The sequence below is a fragment of the Rhodococcus sp. W8901 genome (assembly GCF_013348805.1).
GTDB lineage: Bacteria > Actinomycetota > Actinomycetes > Mycobacteriales > Mycobacteriaceae > Prescottella.
In genome coordinates this window covers 1,696,977-1,715,364 of sequence record NZ_CP054690.1, presented here as the reverse complement: position 1 = coordinate 1,715,364, position 18,388 = coordinate 1,696,977, and the positions used below count along the sequence as shown (strand labels likewise).

Here is an 18,388-nt window from a genome sequence, read left to right as displayed (position 1 = left end):
CCAGGAGAATCCCATCATGCTCGAGCTCGATCCCGATGTGGCTTCCTATCTGGGCACCCGCCAGGACAACTGGGTACCCATGCACGAGGCCGGCGTCGAGGCCGCACGCGCGGCACTGGACGCCCTACCTCGACGCCCCGGACCCGACATGCACAGCGTCGAGGACCGCGTCCTCGACGGACCGCACGGGCCCCTGCCGCTCCGGATCTACCGTCCGGTGGACGCGCCGGATCTCCCGGCGATCGTGTACTTCCACGGCGGCGGACTGGTCATCGGGAGCGTCGACACGTTCGACATCCTCGCCCGGATGCTCGCGCAGGCCGCCGAGGCGGTCGTAGTCAGCGTGGACTACCGGCTCGCCCCCGAGCACCGGTATCCGGTCGCCACCGACGAGGCCTACTTCTCGGTGCAGTGGCTCGGCGCGAACGCCGCCGACCTCGGGGCCGATCCGGCGCGGATCGCCGTGGCCGGGGACAGCGCGGGCGCGACGCTCGCGGCCGGCGCCGCGCTGCAGATCCGCGAGGAGGGCGGGGTGCCACTGGTGTTCCAGCTGCACATCTACGCCGGCATCGACCGGGACGACACCCGGCCGTCGGTTCTGGAGTTCGCGGACGGCCCGATCATCACCGCGGGCGACTTCGCGTGGACCAAGAACCTGTATCTCGGCGACGATCCGGGCGCGGACCATCCGTACGGTGTGCCCAGTCTCGCCGAGGACCTGTCCGGATTGCCCGCGGCCATCATCGTCACCGCGTCGCACGACCCCAGCCGAGATGGCGCCGAGGAGTACGGACACCGGCTGCGCGACGCCGGTGTGCAGACTGCCGTTCTACGTTATCCCGGTGTCGCACACGGATTCCTGATGCACGCCGACCGTCACGTCCGTGCCCGTCTGGCGCTCGCCGAGATCGGCGGCCTGATGCGGGCCAAGTTCATGTTCGGGTGAGGGCGGCGCACCACACGTCCGTGACGGTGTCGATGGCACCGTCACGGTCGGCGTCCCAGCCGCGGACGAGCCACGTGTTGAGGAACAGCTCCAGTCCGCTGATCAGCAGCAGCGCCCGGCGCTCCGCGTCGGCGGCATCGAATCGACTCCACAGCTCGGCGTTCGCGGTGAGGGCGTCGACGAACCGGCGGTGGTAGTCCAGATAGAACTCGTCGAACCGCACCAGTCCGGCGGCCTGCACCCGCAGCTTGTCGCGGCTCACTTCCCACGCGTCGACCACGCTCTGCACCCAGGCACGGATCGTGGCCCGCGACCAATCCGGCAGCCGTCCGAAGTCCCGGTACAGCGATTCGGCCCGATCCCACATCTCCTCCACGACGGCCTGGACGATCGCGTCCTTGCTCGGGAAGTAGGCGTAGAGGGTGGCCCGACTCGCCCCGGCGGCCTTGGCGATGTCGTCGATCGTGGTTTCCCGGAACCCACGCTCACCGATCAGCCGTGCCGCCGCTTCCAGCAGATGCGCTCGACTCTGACGCTTCTGCAGTTCACGCAACGACAACTGCTCGGCGGGTTCAGTTCCCATACCGGGAGTCTAAAGACAGCCGATAGCTGTCAGTGACCGGCCTTACACTCGCGCCATGACTGTCGAAGTCACACGCGCTCAGGTGCTCTCGTATCGCTGGCACGTCCAGCAACTCGATCGTGGCAGCGGGATCGCCACCGGACCCACCGACTGCGACATCCTCGATCTCGGGATCCAGAACACCGGACCCGACGGCGCCGCGTGGGCCCTGTTCGTGCGCGGCACACCGCAGGCCTCCCCCGGCGACCTGGCGCTCGCCTGGACGCTGCGCGGCGCCCCGCACAGCTACCGGCGGGCGGACCTGCCGCAGGTCGCCGTCGCCACCGCGCCCCTGTCGGACGCCGACGCCGCCAAACGCATCTTCGACGCCAACCGTCCGCTGAAGGCGGCCGGGATCGGGACGCTCGACGCGCTGCGGGAGGTCGCGGGTGCGATGCGGGAGATCGTCGACGCCCCCACCGTCAAGGGCGAGATGTCGGCGGCACTGACCGCCCGGATGAGCGAGCCGTACCTGCGGTTCTGCCGGCCGTGCAACGCCACCCACATGTACGAGATGCCGTTCCGGCTCGCGGCCCTGCAGGCCGGGCTCGAGTTACGCCCGAACACCTCGCCGCCGGTTCTCGAACGCATCCCCGGATGGGGATCGAAGCCGTACACCCGCACCGGTGCCGACGCGGATCCGCGGTTCGACGTGATCCGCGGCTACCTGCGTTTCTTCGGCCCCGCCGACCCGAAGGCCGTCGCCGCCTACATCGACGCCCCGGTCAAGGACGTCAAGGCGCACTGGCCCGACGACACGGTGAACGTGGTCGTCGGGGGCGCGCCGCGCTCGATGCTCGCCTCCGACCGCGACGGGCTGGGTGCCGCGCCACCGGATCGATCCGCGCGCCTGCTCGGCCCGTTCGACCCCTATCTGCAGCTGAAGGATCGCGAACTCCTCGTCTCCGACGAGGCGCGCCGCAAGGCGCTGTGGCCCACGCTCGGGCGTCCCGGCGCGATCGCGATCGGCGGCGAGATCGTCGGACTGTGGCGGCCGCGGACATCGGGCAAGAAGCTCTCGATCGAGGTGACGCCGTGGGAGAAGCTGTCGAAATCCGATCGCCGCTCGCTGGACGAGCAGGCGGCGGCGCTCGCGGAGTTCCGAGGCGTCACGCTCGCGGGCGTCACCGAGAAGGCCTAGCCCAGGGAGGCGTGCCAGACCAGGGCCGCGGCGAGGGCACCGATGCCGTTGAGCGACCAGTGCAGCGCGATCGGGGCCAGCAGGCTGCCGCTGCGGCGGCGCAACCACGTGAAGACGAAGCCGGCCGCGGCGGTCACGGCGACCGCACCCGCGATACCGAGGACCTGGCCGACGAACCCGCCACCCAGGATCCCGGTGAGACCACGATTGCTGGTGGTCAGCCCCAGCGACGACGCAATGTGCCACAGGCCGAACATGAGCGAACCGGCCGCGAAGACGCCGCGGGCGCCGGAGACCCGGGACAGCGTCCCCTGCAACACACCGCGGAACGCGAGTTCCTCCGGGATGACCGTCTGCAGCGGGATCACGATCATCGACGCGATCAGGGCACCGGAAATGGTGGCGTAGCGGTCGGCCATGAAGAACTGGCGGGTGAGGGGCAGCGCGATCCCGATCCCGACCACCGCGAGCACCAGCCCGACGGACGCGAGCGCGTACAGCGAACCCTTGCGCCAGTGCCGGGGCGAGAGCCCCAGTTCGGCCCAGCCCAGGCCACGGCGGCGAGTGAGGGCAACCAGGATCACCGCGGAGATCGGCACGGTCGCGATACTCGCCCACGGCGTGGTGAAGTGCGCGATGAGATTGGTCGATACGAGCACCGCGACGACGACGGCCACGTCGAGCCAGGCGTGCGCTGCTCGGATCCGATGCAGTCCCGACGTGTGGCCGAGGCCGGAATTCACGGAATGGCCCACGCCCACAGTTTCGACAGTCATATGCGGTGCTGCCCCCAACCCCTGCGGCTCGTCACGAGACGACGCGCTGCAGATCGTTATCCGGTTGTTATTTATACAAGCCTACGGAAATCTGCGGGTCCACTGCGGTGACCTCGAACACACGATGTTCGGCACACCTCGATGATATGCGCGCACCGGACGCCCCGATTCGGGCCGCTCGCGCCACGCGGCTAGCCTGAACGTCGAACTTCGCACCCCCGTGTTCAGGAGAGATGATGGCCGAATTCCTCTACGAGGACCTGCTGCCGATCGGTGAAGACCCCACCGAGTACCGGCTGCTCACCACCGAGGGGGTGTCCACCGTCGAAGGACCGGACGGCCGCACCTTCCTGAAGGTCGAGCCCGAGGCCATGCGGCTCCTCACCGAGACGGCTCTGCACGACATCTCGCACTACCTGCGCACCGATCACCTCAAGCAGGTCGCGAGCATCCTCGACGATCCCGAGGCGTCGAACAACGACAAGTTCGTGGCACTAGATCTGCTGAAGAACGCCAACATCGCGGCGGCCGGCGTGCTGCCGATGTGTCAGGACACCGGCACCGCGATCGTCATGGGCAAGCGCGGCCAGCACGTGCTCACCCCGGGCGACGACGAGGAGTCGATCGCGCGCGGCGTGTACGACGCGTACACCCGGCTGAACCTGCGCTACTCGCAGAACGCCCCCATCACGATGTGGGACGAGAAGAACACGGGCAACAACCTGCCCGCGCAGATCGAGCTGTACGCGGACACCGCGAAGGGCCACGAGAACTCCTACAAGTTCCTCTTCATGGCCAAGGGCGGCGGATCGGCCAACAAGTCGTACCTGTACCAGGAGACCAAGGCCATCCTGAACCCGGACTCGATGATGCAGTTCCTCGAGGCCAAGATCCGTTCGCTCGGCACGGCGGCCTGCCCGCCGTACCACCTCGCGATCGTCGTCGGCGGCACGTCCGCCGAGTTCGCGCTCAAGACGGCCAAGTATGCGTCGGCGCACTACCTCGACGAGCTGCCGACCGAGGGCGCGATCACCGGCCGCGGCTTCCGTGACCACGAGCTCGAGAAGCAGGTCTTCGAGCTCACCCAGAAGATCGGCATCGGCGCGCAGTTCGGTGGCAAGTACTTCTGCCACGACGTCCGCGTCATCCGCCTGCCCCGCCACGGCGCCTCGCTGCCCGTCGCGATCGCCGTCTCGTGCTCGGCCGACCGCCAGGCCAAGGCGAAGATCACCCCCGAGGGCGTCTTCCTCGAGCAGCTCGAGTTCAACCCCGGCCAGTTCCTGCCCGAGGTCACCGACACCCAGCTCGACGCCGAGACCGACGGCATCTCGGGCACCGGCAAGGGCGCCGCGGTCAAGATCGACCTCACCCGCCCGATGCCGGAGATCCTGGCCGAGCTGTCCAAGCACCCGGTCAAGACCCGGCTGTCACTGACCGGCCCGCTGGTCGTCGCGCGCGACATCGCGCACGCGAAGATCAAGGAGCGCCTGGACGCCGGCGAGGAGATGCCGCAGTACCTCAAGGACCACCCGGTGTACTACGCCGGTCCGGCCAAGACCCCCGAGGGCATGGCATCGGGTTCCTTCGGCCCCACCACGGCCGGCCGCATGGACTCGTACGTCGAGCAGTTCCAGGCGGCGGGCGGATCGATGATCATGCTGGCCAAGGGAAATCGGTCCAAGCAGGTCACCGACGCGTGCAACACGCACGGCGGCTTCTACCTCGGCTCCATCGGCGGCCCGGCGGCGCGTCTGGCGCTGGACTGCATCAAGAACGTCGAGATCGTCGAGTACGAAGAGCTCGGCATGGAGGCGGTCTGGAAGATCGATGTCGAGGACTTCCCGGCGTTCATCGTCGTCGACGACAAGGGCAACGACTTCTTCGCCCACACCGGCGAGGTCACCCTCACGATCGGCAAGCGCCCCGGCATCTGAGCCTGCGCGTCGAACACCGAAGGCCCGGTGGAGCATTCGCTCCGCCGGGCCTTCGGCGTCCCGCGGCTACAGCACGTACGGAACCAGCCGCTTGGTCCGGCGCATGTACTGGCGGTACGGCTCCCCCAGCCCGTCGACGAGCACCCGCTCCTCGTGTGGAATCCGGACCACGTACGCGGCGGCCAGGGCGAGCACCGTCAGCGGTGCGAGCCAGTTCGTATAGGCGACCGTGAATCCCAACGCGCACACCAGTGCACCGGTGTACGACGGATGCCGGATCCGCCGGTAGAGACCGGTGTCGATCACCGACTGCCCCGGTGCGGTCTGCACCTGGAATGTGAACGACGCCCCGAGTTCGTGGACCGCCCGCAGCCGCAGTCCCTGCCCGGCCGCGGCCACCAGCAGGCCGATCCAGAAGTACCACCACGCGCCCGTCGTGATCACCGTCGTCGACACCAGCACGCTCACCGCCGCCCCACCGACATACGAGACCATCAGGCCGAGCCCGACAGCGGGACCGGTCCATCCGTCACGGTGTGAGCCACCGCCGGCATGAGTTCGCCCGATCCGGTACTCGGAGTACAGCAACGCGACGAACGCGAATGCGAGGATCACCGCCGCGGTCGGTTCGGTGGCGAACAGTGGCAGGGCCGAACCCTCGCCGGTCACGGCCGCGGCGCCTCCCCCACGCCGATGGCGATCAACGGGTGCCGTGCGGGGTCGAGTCGGCCGAGAATCGACGCCAGCGAATCACGGTCGATCGCAACGCAACCAGCCGTCGGAGCGCCGTCGGTGACGTGCAGGAAGATTGCCGATCCTGCGCCGGGCGTGCGCGCGGAGTTGTATCCGATCACCGCAGCGTAGTCGTACGCCGCACCGGCGGCGTACAGGTTCTCGCTGGCGGCGCCCGGGCTGACCGACTGCCGCACGTGTGTGTTGTAACCGGGTGAGGCGGGGTTCGAATCCCACCAGTCCTGCACATCGGTGCGGAAGTACGGCATCGCGGTGCCCGGATCGGGAAGCCGGCCGAAGGCCCCGGTCAGCGGGAACACCCCGGCCGGGGTGCGGACCGAGAATTCGCTCGCCGCCCCGATCCCTTCCGCGCCGACCTGCGCGACCACCGGCCCGGCAACCGCGTGCCAGACGCCGTCGGCGCCCCGCTCCCATGCCGTGAGTTCCGCGACTGTTGCCTCCGGTGTCGGGGCGAAGACCGTGATGACCTGGTTCGAGGTGCCGGCGAAGATCACCGAATCGACCGCCGCGCCCGCGCGGGGGGCTCCCACCAGCCCGAACGCCAACGCGATCAGCACCATCAGACCGTTGGTCCACAGCCGATGCCACCGTCCGCGCCGGATCTCCGCCATCCTCCGAGTGTGCCTCGACGGCGCCCCCACTGTGTCCCGATTCGCGAGGACGGCACGAGACCGGTCTCCACCGGAAAACGTCAGTCCACGATCACCCCTGCCTCGACGGCCGCGGCGCGATACGCGTGTGCAAGGGAGTCGACGGTGTCGTGCGCGTTGAGCCCGCTCGGGTTCGGCACCACCCACAACTCGGCACCCTCGAAGCCGTCGGGCTGCCGGCCCTTCTGCGCCGCCCGCGCGCCGAACGCGGCTCGGTAGGCGGTGATCCCGGCGACCGCGACCACCCGCGGGCGCACCGTCGCCACCACGTCGCGTAGCCGCTGTCCGCCCGCCCGCAACTCCGCCGCGGTGAGCTCGTCGGCCCGGGCCGTCGCGCGCGCAACAAGATTCGTGATGCCGACGCCGCGCCGGACGAGCAGGTCGCGGTCGGCGTCGGACATGCCGGCGGTGGGATCGATCGGCCGGTCGACGAGCCCGCCCCGCAGCAGCGCCGGATAGAAGCGGTTGCCCGGGCGCGCGAAATGCGCCCCGGTGGCGGCCGTCCACAGCCCCGGGTTGATGCCCACGAACAGCAGGCGACACCCCGGACCGATCAGGTCCGGGACCTCCTTGTCCCGGAACGACTCGAGTTCGGCGCGGCTGAATCCCATGGGGACAGCGAACCGCACCGGTCAGGTGTGGGCCAAACCGTCAGGATCCCTCGTAGGCCGCGCGGATGACACCGATGTCGAGTTTGCGCATCCCCAGCATCGCCTGCGTGGCCCGCTGCGCCCCCTCGGAGTCCGGGCCCCCGATGTACGAACCCAGGGCGGCAGGAATGATCTGCCACGACACCCCGAACCGATCCTTGAGCCAACCGCACTGGCTCTCCTGCCCACCAGCGGCCGTGAGCTGGGTCCAGTATGCGTCGACCTCGGACTGGTCGGCGCAGCTCACCTGGAACGAGATCGCCTCGTCGAAGGTGAACTCGGGCCCCCCGTTGAGGATCGTGAAGTTCTGCCCGTCCAATTCGAACTCGATCGTGAGCGCGAGGCCCTCCGGTCGGTGCATGTCGGGGCCGTAACGGGAGATGTTCCGGATCTTCGAGTTCTTGAACACCGAGGTGTAGAACTGCGCGGCCGCCTCCCCTTCGGTGTCGAACCACAGGCACGGAGTGATCTTCTGCATGACATGGTCCCTTTCGACAGCCTGACGAATACGGGCCACCCAATACTCATATATTCAGACCGCTTGTGCAGGGCAAACTCATCGGAGAGCCGTCATCAGCGCCGCGACCAGGACGAGGAGCCCGATGTATCCGACCGCGTGGACCCGGTCCGGAATCCGCCCGATCGACCGTCGGACGATCGCGATGGCCGGTAGGGCACCCGCCAGCAGCGCCCCTGCTGCGGCCACATCCACGAGCCCCACTCGCAGCCCCGTCGCCGACGCGACGGCTGCGGGGCCGGTGGTTGCGTAGATCACCGACGCGGCCAGTGCGACCGGCAGCGTCAGCAGGTTGGCCAGGCCTGTCGCGTCGATCATCGACATCCCTCGTCGGCGCAGGATCGGCACGGTCATCACGCTGCCACCGACTCCCAGAAAGCTCGCGACGGATCCGACCACGACTCCGCCGATCGTGGTCGCGGCGCCGCCCGGCGACCGCCGGTATGTCGCCGGCGCGGCGAGGAAGCCGCGCCTGACAGACACGTCGACGACGGTGGCGACGAGGTAGACCACGAAGAACGCGTGAACGACCGCCCCGTCGACGCGCGTCGCCAGAAGTGCGCCGAGCAGTCCACCGATCGCCAGGGCGGGAAGCAGCGTCGCCGTTCCCGCCAGTCGGCGTCCGCCGTTCCGGCGATATGTGTAGGTCGCGATCGTCGCGTTGACCACCATCACCGCCGCCGAGGTCGCGACGGCAACATGCATCGCCGTATCCGCGGGCGCCGTCGCCGACCGTCCGACGAACCAGTACACGACCGGAACCGTGACGAATCCGACCCCGAAACCGAAGGCGACGGTGGTGATTCCGGTGATGCACCCGAAGAGAAGAAGAACCGCAATACTCACGGCTCCGACGCTACGAACCCCACGAGTGGCGCACAATCGATGACCCGTCATCCTCTATCGCGAATCCGCCACCTTCCGGCGTACCGTCTTCTGGTGCGCAACGTTCCGGTCGACGATCTCGACACCACCGATCGCGCCGTCCTCGCCATCGGCACCGACTACCCGCCGCGCCACCTGCTGGATTGGCACCGGCACCGCCGCGCCCAGTTCCTCTTCGGCGCCTCCGGCGTCATGCAGGTCGAAACCGATTGCGGCACATGGACCGTACCGCCGGACCGAGCGGTATTGATTCCTCCCCGCACCCGGCATCGCGTCACGATGCTCGACGTCAGTACGCGCAGCCTCTACATCGAGCCTGGGGCGGCGCCCTGGTTTCCCCGGGCGTGCCGAGTCGTCGACGTACGTCCACTCCTGCGGGAACTGCTCCTCGCCGCGGTCGACGTCCCCCTCCGGTACGACCACTTCGGCCGTGACGGCGCACTGATGACCTTGCTCTTGCACGAGATCGCCGACACCGCGCCGCTGCCGCTGGAACTACCGTTACCCGGACACCCCGAACTTCGCGCACTGTGCCAGGCGTTCCTCGACGCCCCCGACATCCACGACCGGAACCAGGCGTGGGCCCACACATTGCACGTCAGCACCCGAACCCTCGATCGGATGTTCTCCTCCGAGACCGGGATGAGTTCGGCGAGTTGGCGTCGACGCGCCTGCGTCCTCGCCGCACTCCCCGAACTGGTAACGGGACGCCCCGTCGCAGCTGTCGCGGCCCGCCTCGGTTACGCCAGCCCGGCGTCGTTCACGGCAATGTTCACCAAGCTGCTCGGCACACCACCGAGCAGCTTCTCTCCCCGATGACGCACTCGCTCGTCAGCGCACACCGGTAGATTGGAACGCGAACGCCACCCGCGAATCATCGATCGCCAGGGAGTTCGCATGTACCACGTTCCCGACATGCAGGGCCGGTACGTCATCGTCACCGGCGCCAACAGCGGCACCGGTAAGGAGGCCACCCGACGGCTGGCCGCGGCGGGCGCCCATGTCGTAATGGCCTGCCGCACTCCGCGCAAGGGCGAGGCCGCGTGCGCGGAGATCATGCACGACCTTCCGCACGCGCAACTGGAGATCCGCCGGATCGACCTGGCCGATCTCGGATCCGTCCGCGAATTTGCCGCCGGTTTCCTCGACGACGGACGCCCCCTCGACCTCCTGGTCAACAACGCCGGGGTCATGTCGCCGCCCGAGCGGTTCGAGACCGTCGACGGATTCGAGCTGCAGTTCGGCACCAACTTCCTGGGCCCGTTCGCCCTGACCAATCTCCTGCTGCCACTGCTGCTCGACGCGCCGGCCCCCCGGGTGGCCACGATGACCAGCGGCACGGCGCACTACGGACGAATCAACTTCCGGGACCTGCACTCCGCACACCGGTACAGCCCGGCGTTGAGTTACGCGCAGTCCAAGCTTGCCGACATGCTGATGGCGCAGTACCTCGCCGGCGTCGCGGTCGAGCGCGGATGGAATCTGCTCAGCACGTATGCGCATCCCGGCTACACCCGCACCAACCTGCAGACCGCGGGCGCGAGCCTGGGCCGGGACCGGGCGCGGCACGGTGTGTTCTCGGGCAGCGACCGCACGATCCTGCCGTCCCAGGATGTCCAGCAGGGCGCCGAACCCCTCCTGTTCGCCGCGACCAGTCCCGATGCCGCCCAGGGCGGGTACTACGGGCCCGGCGGACGAATGGGACTGATCGGCCCGACCCGCCGACTCGACCAGCCCCGCAGCTCGCGTGGCGTCGACCTCGCACCGTCACTGTGGGCGGTGGCCGAAAAGCTCACCGACACAACCCTTCCGTACTAGGGACAATCGACCGGGGGCATCAAGATCAGGAAGCACCTGGCACTCCTCGAGGCAGCCAGCATGGTGGTGAGCGAGAAGCGCGGTCGGGTCCGGTTCTGCCGACTGGGCACCAATCCACTTCGGCAGGAACTCGATTGGATGCTCGGATACCACCGCGAGGTCGAGGCGCGACTGGACCGTCTCGAGGCATTCCTGGAGAACGACGACCCCAACCGAACGGAGAAGGATCGATGACCAGCCAGACATCCGCCACGACTGTCACCAGCCCGGGCGACCGTGGCCTGCACATCGAACGCACGCTGAATGCGCCCCGGGATCGCGTGTGGGCCGCGTACACCGAACCCGAGCTGCTCGCGCAGTGGTGGGGCCGCGGCAACAGGCTCGACATCGAGAAGTGGGAACTCGAGCGGGGCGGGCACTGGCGCTTCGTCGAGCACCACGAGGGCGGGAGCTCCGGCTTCGAGGGGCGCTTCCGCGAGGTCACTCCGAAGGACCGCATCGTGTGGTCGTTCGAATGGGACGGGATGCCTACTCACGTATCCGTCGAGACCATCGATTTCGTCGACCTCGGCGACGGCCGCACGAAGTTGGTGCTGGACTCGATCTTCCTCACGGCGGAGGACCGGGACGGAATGATCGAGTCCGGCATGGAACAGGGCCTCAACGAGAGCTTCGCGGCCCTCGACGCGATGCTCGCCCGCACCGCGTAACGAAATTCATTTGGACGATCGTCCAAATGAATTTCGGGAAAACGCCGTATCCGAGGCGACCCGTGGCCTATATTTCGTTTCGATCACAATCGCTCGACGAAACCTTGGTCAGGGGAGAGTCCGCCATGAACCTCAATCTCATCTCACTGTTCCCGCTGATCGGAACGATCGGGAACCTGCTGAACTTCGGCAGCACCATCGAGTTCAGCTGATCCGATAGTCGACGAACACCCCGGGACGATCCCGGGGTGTTCGTCGTTTCGAGCGGGCTCCCGGCGGCCTGACCGCCATCCGCCGGGTCATCCCAGCGGCAGGTACGTGGGCAGCGTTCGTCCACGGATCAGATCGCCGGGGAGCTCGATGCGTTCGGGTGGACTGTCACCGGTCAATCGGCGTAGAACCTGCCGGGCCGTGGCTGCGGTTATCTGCTCGATCGGCTGCCTCCAGGTGGTCAGCCCCAGAACGGGGCTGGCGAGTTGTCCGATCCCGTCGTATCCGGTGAGAGCAATGTCGTCCGGCACCCGGACGCCGAGCGCAGTGAGTTGTTCCCACGTACTCAGCAGGGTGGGGTCGTTGGGACACATGATGACCGAGACGTCGTCGAGGCAGCGGGCAAGAATATCCGGCTCGGGATGGTCACCCGCGGCCGCCCGAGGGATCGCGACGGTGTCGATGCCCGCCTCGGTCAGGGCCCGCTGCATCCGGGTCGATCGTTGGTGCAGTGTCGTCGAATGCTCCGCGGCCACATGCAGCACCCCGACAGCGCGGTGGCCGGCATGTGCGATCAGCCCCGCCAGGACCTCCGCTCCACGACCGTCGTCGCAGACCGACCCGATCGACGGCGAGGTGCTCGCGCGCCCCATCAGGACGGTCGGGAGGCGCTGAGCCACCGGAACGATCTGCGCCTCGGGCATCCGTCCGGAGGCGATGACGAGGGCTTCGGGCCGCAGTCCGAGCAGTCCGGCCAGCACATCGCCGGGCGTGGTACCGGCCGATGCCGTACCGACCGCGAGGGAGAATCCCGCCTCCTCGAGATGTTCCTGGAGGTGAGCGATCATCTCCCCGTAGAACGACAGCCGCACGGATCGGACGAACACTCCGATGATCTTGGTGTTCTTCGCTTTCAATGCTTGGGCGCGTACATCTTTGATATAGCCGAGCCGGGCCGCGACCGCCTCGACATGCTGCCTGGCATCGTCGGAGACGCCGGGCTGCGCCAGCAGCGCACGGCTGGCCGCCGACTTCGACACCCCCGCTGCGGCCGCGACATCCGCAATGGTGATGCGGTCAGCCATGTCCGGTGCCCGATGCGCCCCGGTCCGCCGGCGTGTAGTCGACGCTCAGTCCGAGATGATCACTCGGCCAGGCGCCCTCACCGTCCGGTTCGCCGATCACCTCGGCGCAAACCACTTCCATTCCGGACGAATGGAACTGGTAGTCGAGGGTGTAGTCGAGCGCCCGCGCCGCCGGGCCGTCCGAACGGAGGTGCGCGGGCGTGTCGCCGACCAGTGGGTTCCTGGCGAGCACCGTCGCCCGGGCGGCCGCGGTGGCGCCGTTCCAGCTGTCCCGAAGCCGGTCCTCGATGATCGCGGCGTACTCGGGGCTGTCGGGGGGACGAGGTTGAAGTCCCCTCCCAGGATCTCGTGATCCACCGGTTCCATCTTCCGATGCAGGAGATCACCGATCTCGGCCAGCTGCCGCAGCCGCACCGCAGTGGTGGCTTCGATTGCGCCGAAGTCGATTCGAATCCCCGAATCTCGGGCGAACCGCCTGCCGGTCTCGGTCATCTGCCATGCCGACGGGGTGTGGCGCAGATGGGTCGAGCCGACTCTGATCCGCGTCGAGTCCACCTCGAGCACCGCGGTGGTGAGGTAGTAGTTGCGGCCGTCGTCCCCGGCAAGACAATCGACGCGGACCTCCGACGGCTCCCGTGTGGACAGCACGGCGGGGACGCTGACGAGGTCGGCGGCGTCGTCCGGGACGGCGGCGACGTGCATGCCCAGCTCCGCCGCGAGGTCCTCGGCGTGCCGTGGGTTCGATTCCTGCAGGAGGACGACATCCGGGCGGCGGGTCGCCACGGCTGCCGCCAGCAGCCCGACCCGCTGATGGCGGTTCGTGTGCAGGACGTTCCAGGTCACCACGCGCAGTGTGCTCATCGTCAGGACTCTCTCTCTGTGTCGAAACCGGCGTACGAACTCGATGGGTCGAACCGGAGGTAGGTACGGTCGTCGGGGGTCTCGGCGCCCGGTCGGAGCGGCTTGCCCATGGCTGCCAGCTCGCCGATGCAGGCCGGGTCGTGTGCAATGGCGGCGAACAGTTCGCGTTCGGCGCACGCGAGCGTGGCCGCCGGCCCCGGATACCCGTCGCTCGCGAAGACCACGGTTGCGGCGCCGGCGACCGGGAACACCTCGATATGGCAGTCGGGGACGGCACTGCCGTCGAGCACTCCGTAGCCGAAGGCGGCGTCCCGGTTGGCGAGGTGGTGTTGCAGTTCGAGTAACGGCCGGCTCGCCGCCAACCCCGGGTCCTGATCGCGCAGCGCGTCGAGAGACTCGCCGGCCGCCGCATGGGCCGCAACGACTGCCGCTCTGAACAAGGTCATAGCCTGATCCACGCGTTTCTCGCCCGGGACTACCCGGTCGCCGATGCGCAGGTGGATATCGCCGATCCTCCATATCTCGCGGCGCGCCCGCGAGTAGACCGCGGCGACGGCACCGGACGGGCCGGCGTGATCGGGCCGGATGTGTGTGAGCGCCTGACTGATCGTGTCGACGGCACGGCGGGCCGACACGTTCGGCTCCAGCCGGGCGATCTCCCTGGCGACGGTCTCGGCGTAGAGCCGACCGCTCGGGGCCTGTCCCCTGTCGCGCAGCGGGCTCGACATTCCGTCGACGACGGCGGCGAAGTGTTCGGTGACGACGAGAGCGTCCTCGCACGCCGACACGGCACTCTTCGGCGCGATGAACCATTCCTGCGCGTAGGCGTTCTCCCCGGAAAGCTCCACGAGGGCGCAGGGTTCGGCACTCTGAACCCCTCCGACGCAGGGGGTGGGTGCGGGACTCACGGGCACGGGAGGACAGCTCCTGTTCGTCTGGATAGTTGGTGGATCATCGTCGGCCGACCCCACGTCTGGATGCCCGCAGCGCCATGCGATCGGCGAACAGCACGACCACGATCGAGAGCGCCGTGATGGTGACGACGTAGGCGGTGGTCAGGCCCACCAGGTTCGGATCCTGTTCGGCAGCCAGCGTTCCGAGCGTGACACCGAGCGGCTTGTTGTTGATGTTGTAGAGCATCACCGAGACGGTGTACTCGGAGAGGGTGTCGTTGAACCCCAACGCTGCGACCTGCAGGAGCACTGGCGTCAACGCCGGCAGGATCACCGTCAGGAACCTTCTCGTCGGGCTTGCGCCGAGCGACCGGGCCGCGTCGTCGAGCGATGGATCGAGACCGGCGTAGGTGGCGGTGACGAAGCGCGACACCACCGGTAGGAGCAGGACGGTATACGCCAGCGGCAGGATCCAGTACGTGCCGACCAGGACCTGACCGCCGACGAGCGCACTCCCCGCACCGAAGGCGATGAGGAACCCCAACGCGACGAGGATTCCGGGGAGAAAGTACGGCAGGAACATCGTGAGCTGGATGACGTCACCGACGAACCTTCGTCGCGACCGATACGAGAGGTGCGCAGCGACTGTTCCGATGACGAGCGCCAGCGGGATGGCGAGTACGGCGAGTGTGAGTGAATTGACCAGTGGCTCATAGGCGGTCGGGTTCGTGAGCATCCGGACGTAGTGCTCGACCGTGAGCTCGGGACTGATCTCGCCGCGACGGATCGCCTCCACCGGAGCCAGCGACAGCAGCGCCGTCACCACCAGCGGGGCCAGATTGACGATCGCCAGCAGGTACGCGGCCCCATAGGCGAGGAACTTCGTACCCCGACCGCGTAGCCGAATCGGCTCGAACGGCCGCGGCGTCTTGCTCGACATCACGGCACCGCTGCGGCGCTCCTGACGCAGCGCCCACACCAGCAGCACCGTCGTCGCCGCGCCGAGGAGCAGTCCGAGCAGCGCGGCCATGTCCATGCGCCCCAGCCCCGACAGGGACTGGATCATCGGGGCGATCATGGTCAACTCGGCCCCACCGAGGATGGTCGGCGCCGCGAACGATGTGAGAGTCGAGATGAAGGCCATCAGCACCGACGCCAGGATCGTCGGCTTCAGCACCGGAAGCACCACCCGGAACAGAGCCGGAAGCGGCCGCATTCCCAGCGACCGGGCCGCCTCGACCATCGAGAAGTCGACACGCCGGATCGCCGGCCGCAGGAACAGGAAGTGGTACCCGGTCATGGTGAAGGTATGCACGAAGATCACCGCGCCCATCCCGGAGAACCAGTCATCGGGCAGGCCCGGGATCACTGCTTGCAGAGTTCGGGTAATGAGCCCGTTCTCGCCGTACACCATCGCGTATCCGGTCACTGCCGCGATGGATCCGAACACCAGCGGCACCGCGTAGGCGACTGTGAGAAAACCCCTTCCACGGATCGCGAAGGCTTCGAGGAAGAACACCTGAGCAATCCCGACCACGTTCGCCGTGACCGTCGAGATCACCGCGATCACCAGAGTGTCGCGCACGGCACCCACGACCCGGCCCGAGTCGATCAACCTCGACGCGACCTGTCCGACGGATCCGTGGTCCGAGCGCAGTACCGCATCGATCACGCTGAGATTCGGAAAGAACAGGAACGTCACGACGAACCACCCGAACGCGGCGACCGCAGCGGCGAACAACAGTCGCTTCACACGGCGGGTGAGGCCACCGGACCGCGAGGTCGTCGTCGCGGTCGGCGTCGCCGTCGTCCCGGTCATGCCGACAGCTCGATCAGATCGGGCAGGTCGAAACCGCACCGCACTTCGTCACCGACGTGGAGAACCGCGTTGCGGTCCGAGCCGGCGAGCATCGTCAGTCCCTGCCCGCCGATCTCGACGCGGTAGCGCGTCGTCGAGCCGAGGAACGCGGCGTCGGTGACGGTGCCGCCGGCCACGCAGTCGAGCCCGGCTCCGTCGGCAAGCCGCAGCCGCTCGGGACGTAGCGCCAGCTGACCTCCCCGGGCCACGCCGAACAATGCCCTGGTCCCGGATTCGAGCACGTCGATCGAGCCCACGAACTCGCCGACGTAGCGGTTGACCGGCGAGTGGTAGACCGCGTGCGGGCTGTCTACCTGCTCGATGCGGCCGGAGTTCATCACCGCCACCCGGTCTGCCAGCGCCAACGCCTCTTCCTGGTCGTGGGTGACGTACACGGTCGTCACACCCAGCTCGCGGTGCAGGCGCTTGATCTCATCGCGCAACGTGACCCGCAGCCGTGCATCGAGATTCGACAGGGGCTCGTCCATCAGCATCACCGACGGCTTCGTTGCCAGGACCCTGGCGATCGCGACCCGCTGCTGCTGACCCCCCGACAGTTCACTCGGCGTCGCGTTCGCGAACGCGTCCAGTCCCGTCAGTTCAAGGACTTCCGAGGTGCGCGAGACGACCTCGGATCTGGGCAGCCTGTGCACCTTCAACCCGAACTGCACGTTCTGCACCACCGTCAGGTGCGGAAACAGCGCGTAGCTCTGGAACACGAAGCCGATTCCGCGCCGCTCCGGTTCGACCGCGGTGACGTCGCGACCGTCGACGACGATGGAGCCCGACGAGATCGGGACGAATCCCCCGAGGGCCCGGAGCAGCGTCGATTTACCGCACCCGGACGGCCCCAGAAGCGCCACGAACTCGCCACTGCCGACCTCGAGGTCGAGCGGGGGGATCACTGTCTTGTCGCCGTACCGGACCTGTACACCCTTGATACCGATCATCGTCGGACACTCACTCCCCGTTGCACCGGCACCGCTCAGCCGCCGAGAATGTCGAGCTGGATCCGCTCGAGCCACGACGACATTCGCGGCGCCACGACGCCCCAGTCGATGTCCTGCTTGCCGATCTCCGCCAGTGCCGCCTCGGCCTCCGGTAGCTGCGCCAGCGCCTGCGGATTCACCGGGGTGTCGCTGCCGGTCGTCTTCACGAAGTCCGCCTGGACCTCGGCCGACCCGAACCAATCGATGAAGCGCTTCGCCGCATCTGCGCGATCGCTGCCGGCCACCAGACCGATGCCGGTCGACACGAAGGGCGAACCACCCTCGGCATCGACCACACGCAGATCCAGCCCGTTGTCCTTCGCGCCGGTCTCGATGCCGCCGAGCCAGTTCACGACCACCGGCTGTTCTCCGGAGGTGACCCGGTTCCAGTCGAATTTCTGGCCCGATGCGACCGGTACCGCATTCCGCAGAATCCGAGTCAGCAGGTCCCAGCCCGCATCCGTGACCTCACCCGATTCGCGGTCGGTGTGGGGCCACAAGATCCCCGCGACCGCAGCCTGCCCGGTCTGACTCGTCACGCTCGGGAACACGAACTTGTTCGCGAACCGCTCGTCCGCCAGATCCTCCCACTTGCGTGGCGCCTGCGCCGCGTCGAGAGCTGCCGGATTGTACGCCATCACGATCGGAGTCTGAGAGAACAGGGTGAAGGCCCCGGTGCCCGAGTCGAACTCGCCGGGCACCAGATCTCGCCAGACGGGCGAGTAGTCGGCCAGCACACCGGCAGCCCCGATCTGGTTCAGCTGTGCCTCGCCGAGCCCGAGAACGACGTCGGCCTGGGCATTGTTCTTCTCCGCGAGCAGCCGCTCGGTCAGCTCGCCGCCGCCACCGGAGACGAACGAAACATCGAGACCGAGAGCATCTTTGGCGTGAGACGCAATGTACTCACCTCGCGGCCCCTCGCCCTGCGGCGAATAGACCAGGATCGAATCCGCGCTCGATTCCCCTCCACCACCCGACGAACACCCAGCAAGTGCGAGCACACCCGCCAAGGCAGCTGCACCCACTGCCAACACCGACCGCTTCACCATCACACGACCTCACTCTCGGGGACCTCGTTCCGAAAGTGATC

Annotated in this window: 21 protein-coding genes; 8 read left to right on the top strand and 13 right to left on the bottom strand. The window is 67.9% G+C overall.

Features of this window, described 5'->3' with window-relative positions; all coding sequences use genetic code 11:
• Positions 1-16: 16 nt before the first annotated feature.
• Entirely contained in the window at positions 17-946 is a 930-nt protein-coding gene (locus tag HUN07_RS08235) for an alpha/beta hydrolase (RefSeq protein ID WP_174909035.1), read from the top strand.
• Here the strand turns inward: HUN07_RS08235 and HUN07_RS08230 are convergent.
• The gene (locus HUN07_RS08230; RefSeq protein ID WP_174909033.1) at positions 933-1,529 is read right to left on the bottom strand and encodes a TetR/AcrR family transcriptional regulator; all 597 of its coding nucleotides are present in this window, start codon (positions 1,527-1,529) and stop codon (positions 933-935) included. The two genes, HUN07_RS08235 and HUN07_RS08230, sit on opposite strands and share 14 nt — an antisense overlap.
• Positions 1,530-1,584: 55 nt before the next feature.
• Between HUN07_RS08230 and HUN07_RS08225 the strand changes: the two genes are divergently transcribed.
• Positions 1,585-2,709: a winged helix DNA-binding domain-containing protein gene (locus HUN07_RS08225; protein ID WP_174909031.1), complete on the top strand. Its 1,125-nt coding sequence runs from the start codon at positions 1,585-1,587 to the stop codon at positions 2,707-2,709.
• Here HUN07_RS08225 and HUN07_RS08220 read toward each other — a convergent pair.
• Entirely contained in the window at positions 2,706-3,485 is a 780-nt protein-coding gene (locus tag HUN07_RS08220; RefSeq protein ID WP_174909030.1) for a CPBP family intramembrane glutamic endopeptidase, read from the bottom strand. The genes HUN07_RS08225 and HUN07_RS08220 overlap by 4 nt on opposite strands.
• 236 nt (positions 3,486-3,721) lie before the next feature.
• Between HUN07_RS08220 and HUN07_RS08215 the strand changes: the two genes are divergently transcribed.
• Entirely contained in the window at positions 3,722-5,419 is a 1,698-nt protein-coding gene (locus HUN07_RS08215; RefSeq protein ID WP_174914541.1) for a fumarate hydratase, read from the top strand.
• A 66-nt stretch (positions 5,420-5,485) separates the two neighbouring features.
• Here HUN07_RS08215 and HUN07_RS08210 read toward each other — a convergent pair whose 3' ends face one another.
• The 5 genes from HUN07_RS08210 to HUN07_RS08190 form a co-directional block, all read right to left on the bottom strand.
• On the bottom strand, positions 5,486-6,088 hold the full coding sequence (locus HUN07_RS08210; RefSeq protein ID WP_174909028.1) for a methyltransferase family protein: 603 nt from the start codon (positions 6,086-6,088) through the stop codon (positions 5,486-5,488).
• Positions 6,085-6,783 (bottom strand): L,D-transpeptidase family protein, encoded by a 699-nt coding sequence (locus HUN07_RS08205; protein ID WP_174909026.1) that lies wholly within the window; start codon positions 6,781-6,783, stop codon positions 6,085-6,087. Before HUN07_RS08205 ends, HUN07_RS08210 begins: the two co-directional genes overlap by 4 nt.
• Before the next feature lie 80 nt (positions 6,784-6,863).
• The gene (locus HUN07_RS08200; RefSeq protein ID WP_174909024.1) at positions 6,864-7,433 is read right to left on the bottom strand and encodes a mismatch-specific DNA-glycosylase; all 570 of its coding nucleotides are present in this window, start codon (positions 7,431-7,433) and stop codon (positions 6,864-6,866) included.
• A gap of 40 nt (positions 7,434-7,473) precedes the next feature.
• The gene (locus HUN07_RS08195; RefSeq protein ID WP_174909022.1) at positions 7,474-7,950 is read right to left on the bottom strand and encodes a VOC family protein; all 477 of its coding nucleotides are present in this window, start codon (positions 7,948-7,950) and stop codon (positions 7,474-7,476) included.
• Positions 7,951-8,028: 78 nt separating this feature from the next.
• Positions 8,029-8,829 carry a sulfite exporter TauE/SafE family protein gene (locus tag HUN07_RS08190; protein WP_217487210.1) on the bottom strand — a complete coding sequence of 267 codons (801 nt, stop codon included), beginning with the start codon at positions 8,827-8,829 and terminating at the stop codon, positions 8,029-8,031.
• Between the two features lie 99 nt (positions 8,830-8,928).
• Here HUN07_RS08190 and HUN07_RS08185 point away from each other — a divergent pair, with 99 nt between their 5' ends.
• The 5 genes from HUN07_RS08185 to HUN07_RS08165 all read left to right on the top strand — a co-directional run bounded on the left by HUN07_RS08185 (position 8,929) and on the right by HUN07_RS08165 (position 11,614).
• Positions 8,929-9,693, top strand: coding sequence for an AraC family transcriptional regulator (locus HUN07_RS08185; RefSeq protein WP_174909018.1), 765 nt, complete (start codon positions 8,929-8,931; stop codon positions 9,691-9,693).
• Between the two features lie 78 nt (positions 9,694-9,771).
• Positions 9,772-10,692, top strand: a complete 921-nt coding sequence (locus HUN07_RS08180) for an SDR family oxidoreductase (protein WP_114718364.1) — start codon at positions 9,772-9,774, stop codon at positions 10,690-10,692.
• A gap of 60 nt (positions 10,693-10,752) precedes the next feature.
• The gene (locus HUN07_RS08175; RefSeq protein WP_174909016.1) at positions 10,753-10,926 is read left to right on the top strand and encodes a hypothetical protein; all 174 of its coding nucleotides are present in this window, start codon (positions 10,753-10,755) and stop codon (positions 10,924-10,926) included.
• Positions 10,923-11,402, top strand: coding sequence for an SRPBCC family protein (locus tag HUN07_RS08170; protein ID WP_174909014.1), 480 nt, complete (start codon positions 10,923-10,925; stop codon positions 11,400-11,402). The genes HUN07_RS08175 and HUN07_RS08170 overlap by 4 nt, the downstream gene beginning before the upstream one ends.
• A gap of 26 nt (positions 11,403-11,428) precedes the next feature.
• The gene (locus tag HUN07_RS08165) at positions 11,429-11,614 is read left to right on the top strand and encodes a hypothetical protein (RefSeq protein WP_174909012.1); all 186 of its coding nucleotides are present in this window, start codon (positions 11,429-11,431) and stop codon (positions 11,612-11,614) included.
• A gap of 87 nt (positions 11,615-11,701) precedes the next feature.
• Here the strand turns inward: HUN07_RS08165 and HUN07_RS08160 are convergent, their stop codons facing one another.
• The 6 genes from HUN07_RS08160 to HUN07_RS08135 form a co-directional block, all read right to left on the bottom strand.
• Positions 11,702-12,697 (bottom strand): LacI family DNA-binding transcriptional regulator, encoded by a 996-nt coding sequence (locus tag HUN07_RS08160; protein ID WP_114718361.1) that lies wholly within the window; start codon positions 12,695-12,697, stop codon positions 11,702-11,704.
• Positions 12,698-12,793: 96 nt separating this feature from the next.
• Complete coding sequence (locus HUN07_RS08155) at positions 12,794-13,558, bottom strand: endonuclease/exonuclease/phosphatase family protein (protein ID WP_174909010.1); 765 nt, start codon at positions 13,556-13,558, stop codon at positions 12,794-12,796.
• Between the two features lie 2 nt (positions 13,559-13,560).
• The gene (locus HUN07_RS08150; protein ID WP_174909009.1) at positions 13,561-14,406 is read right to left on the bottom strand and encodes a hypothetical protein; all 846 of its coding nucleotides are present in this window, start codon (positions 14,404-14,406) and stop codon (positions 13,561-13,563) included.
• A gap of 103 nt (positions 14,407-14,509) precedes the next feature.
• Positions 14,510-16,270, bottom strand: coding sequence for an ABC transporter permease (locus HUN07_RS08145; protein WP_114718360.1), 1,761 nt, complete (start codon positions 16,268-16,270; stop codon positions 14,510-14,512).
• Complete coding sequence (locus HUN07_RS08140; RefSeq protein ID WP_174909007.1) at positions 16,267-17,259, bottom strand: ABC transporter ATP-binding protein; 993 nt, start codon at positions 17,257-17,259, stop codon at positions 16,267-16,269. Before HUN07_RS08140 ends, HUN07_RS08145 begins: the two co-directional genes overlap by 4 nt.
• A 35-nt stretch (positions 17,260-17,294) precedes the next feature.
• Complete coding sequence (locus HUN07_RS08135) at positions 17,295-18,323, bottom strand: extracellular solute-binding protein (protein ID WP_174909005.1); 1,029 nt, start codon at positions 18,321-18,323, stop codon at positions 17,295-17,297.
• Positions 18,324-18,388: the final 65 nt, after the last annotated feature.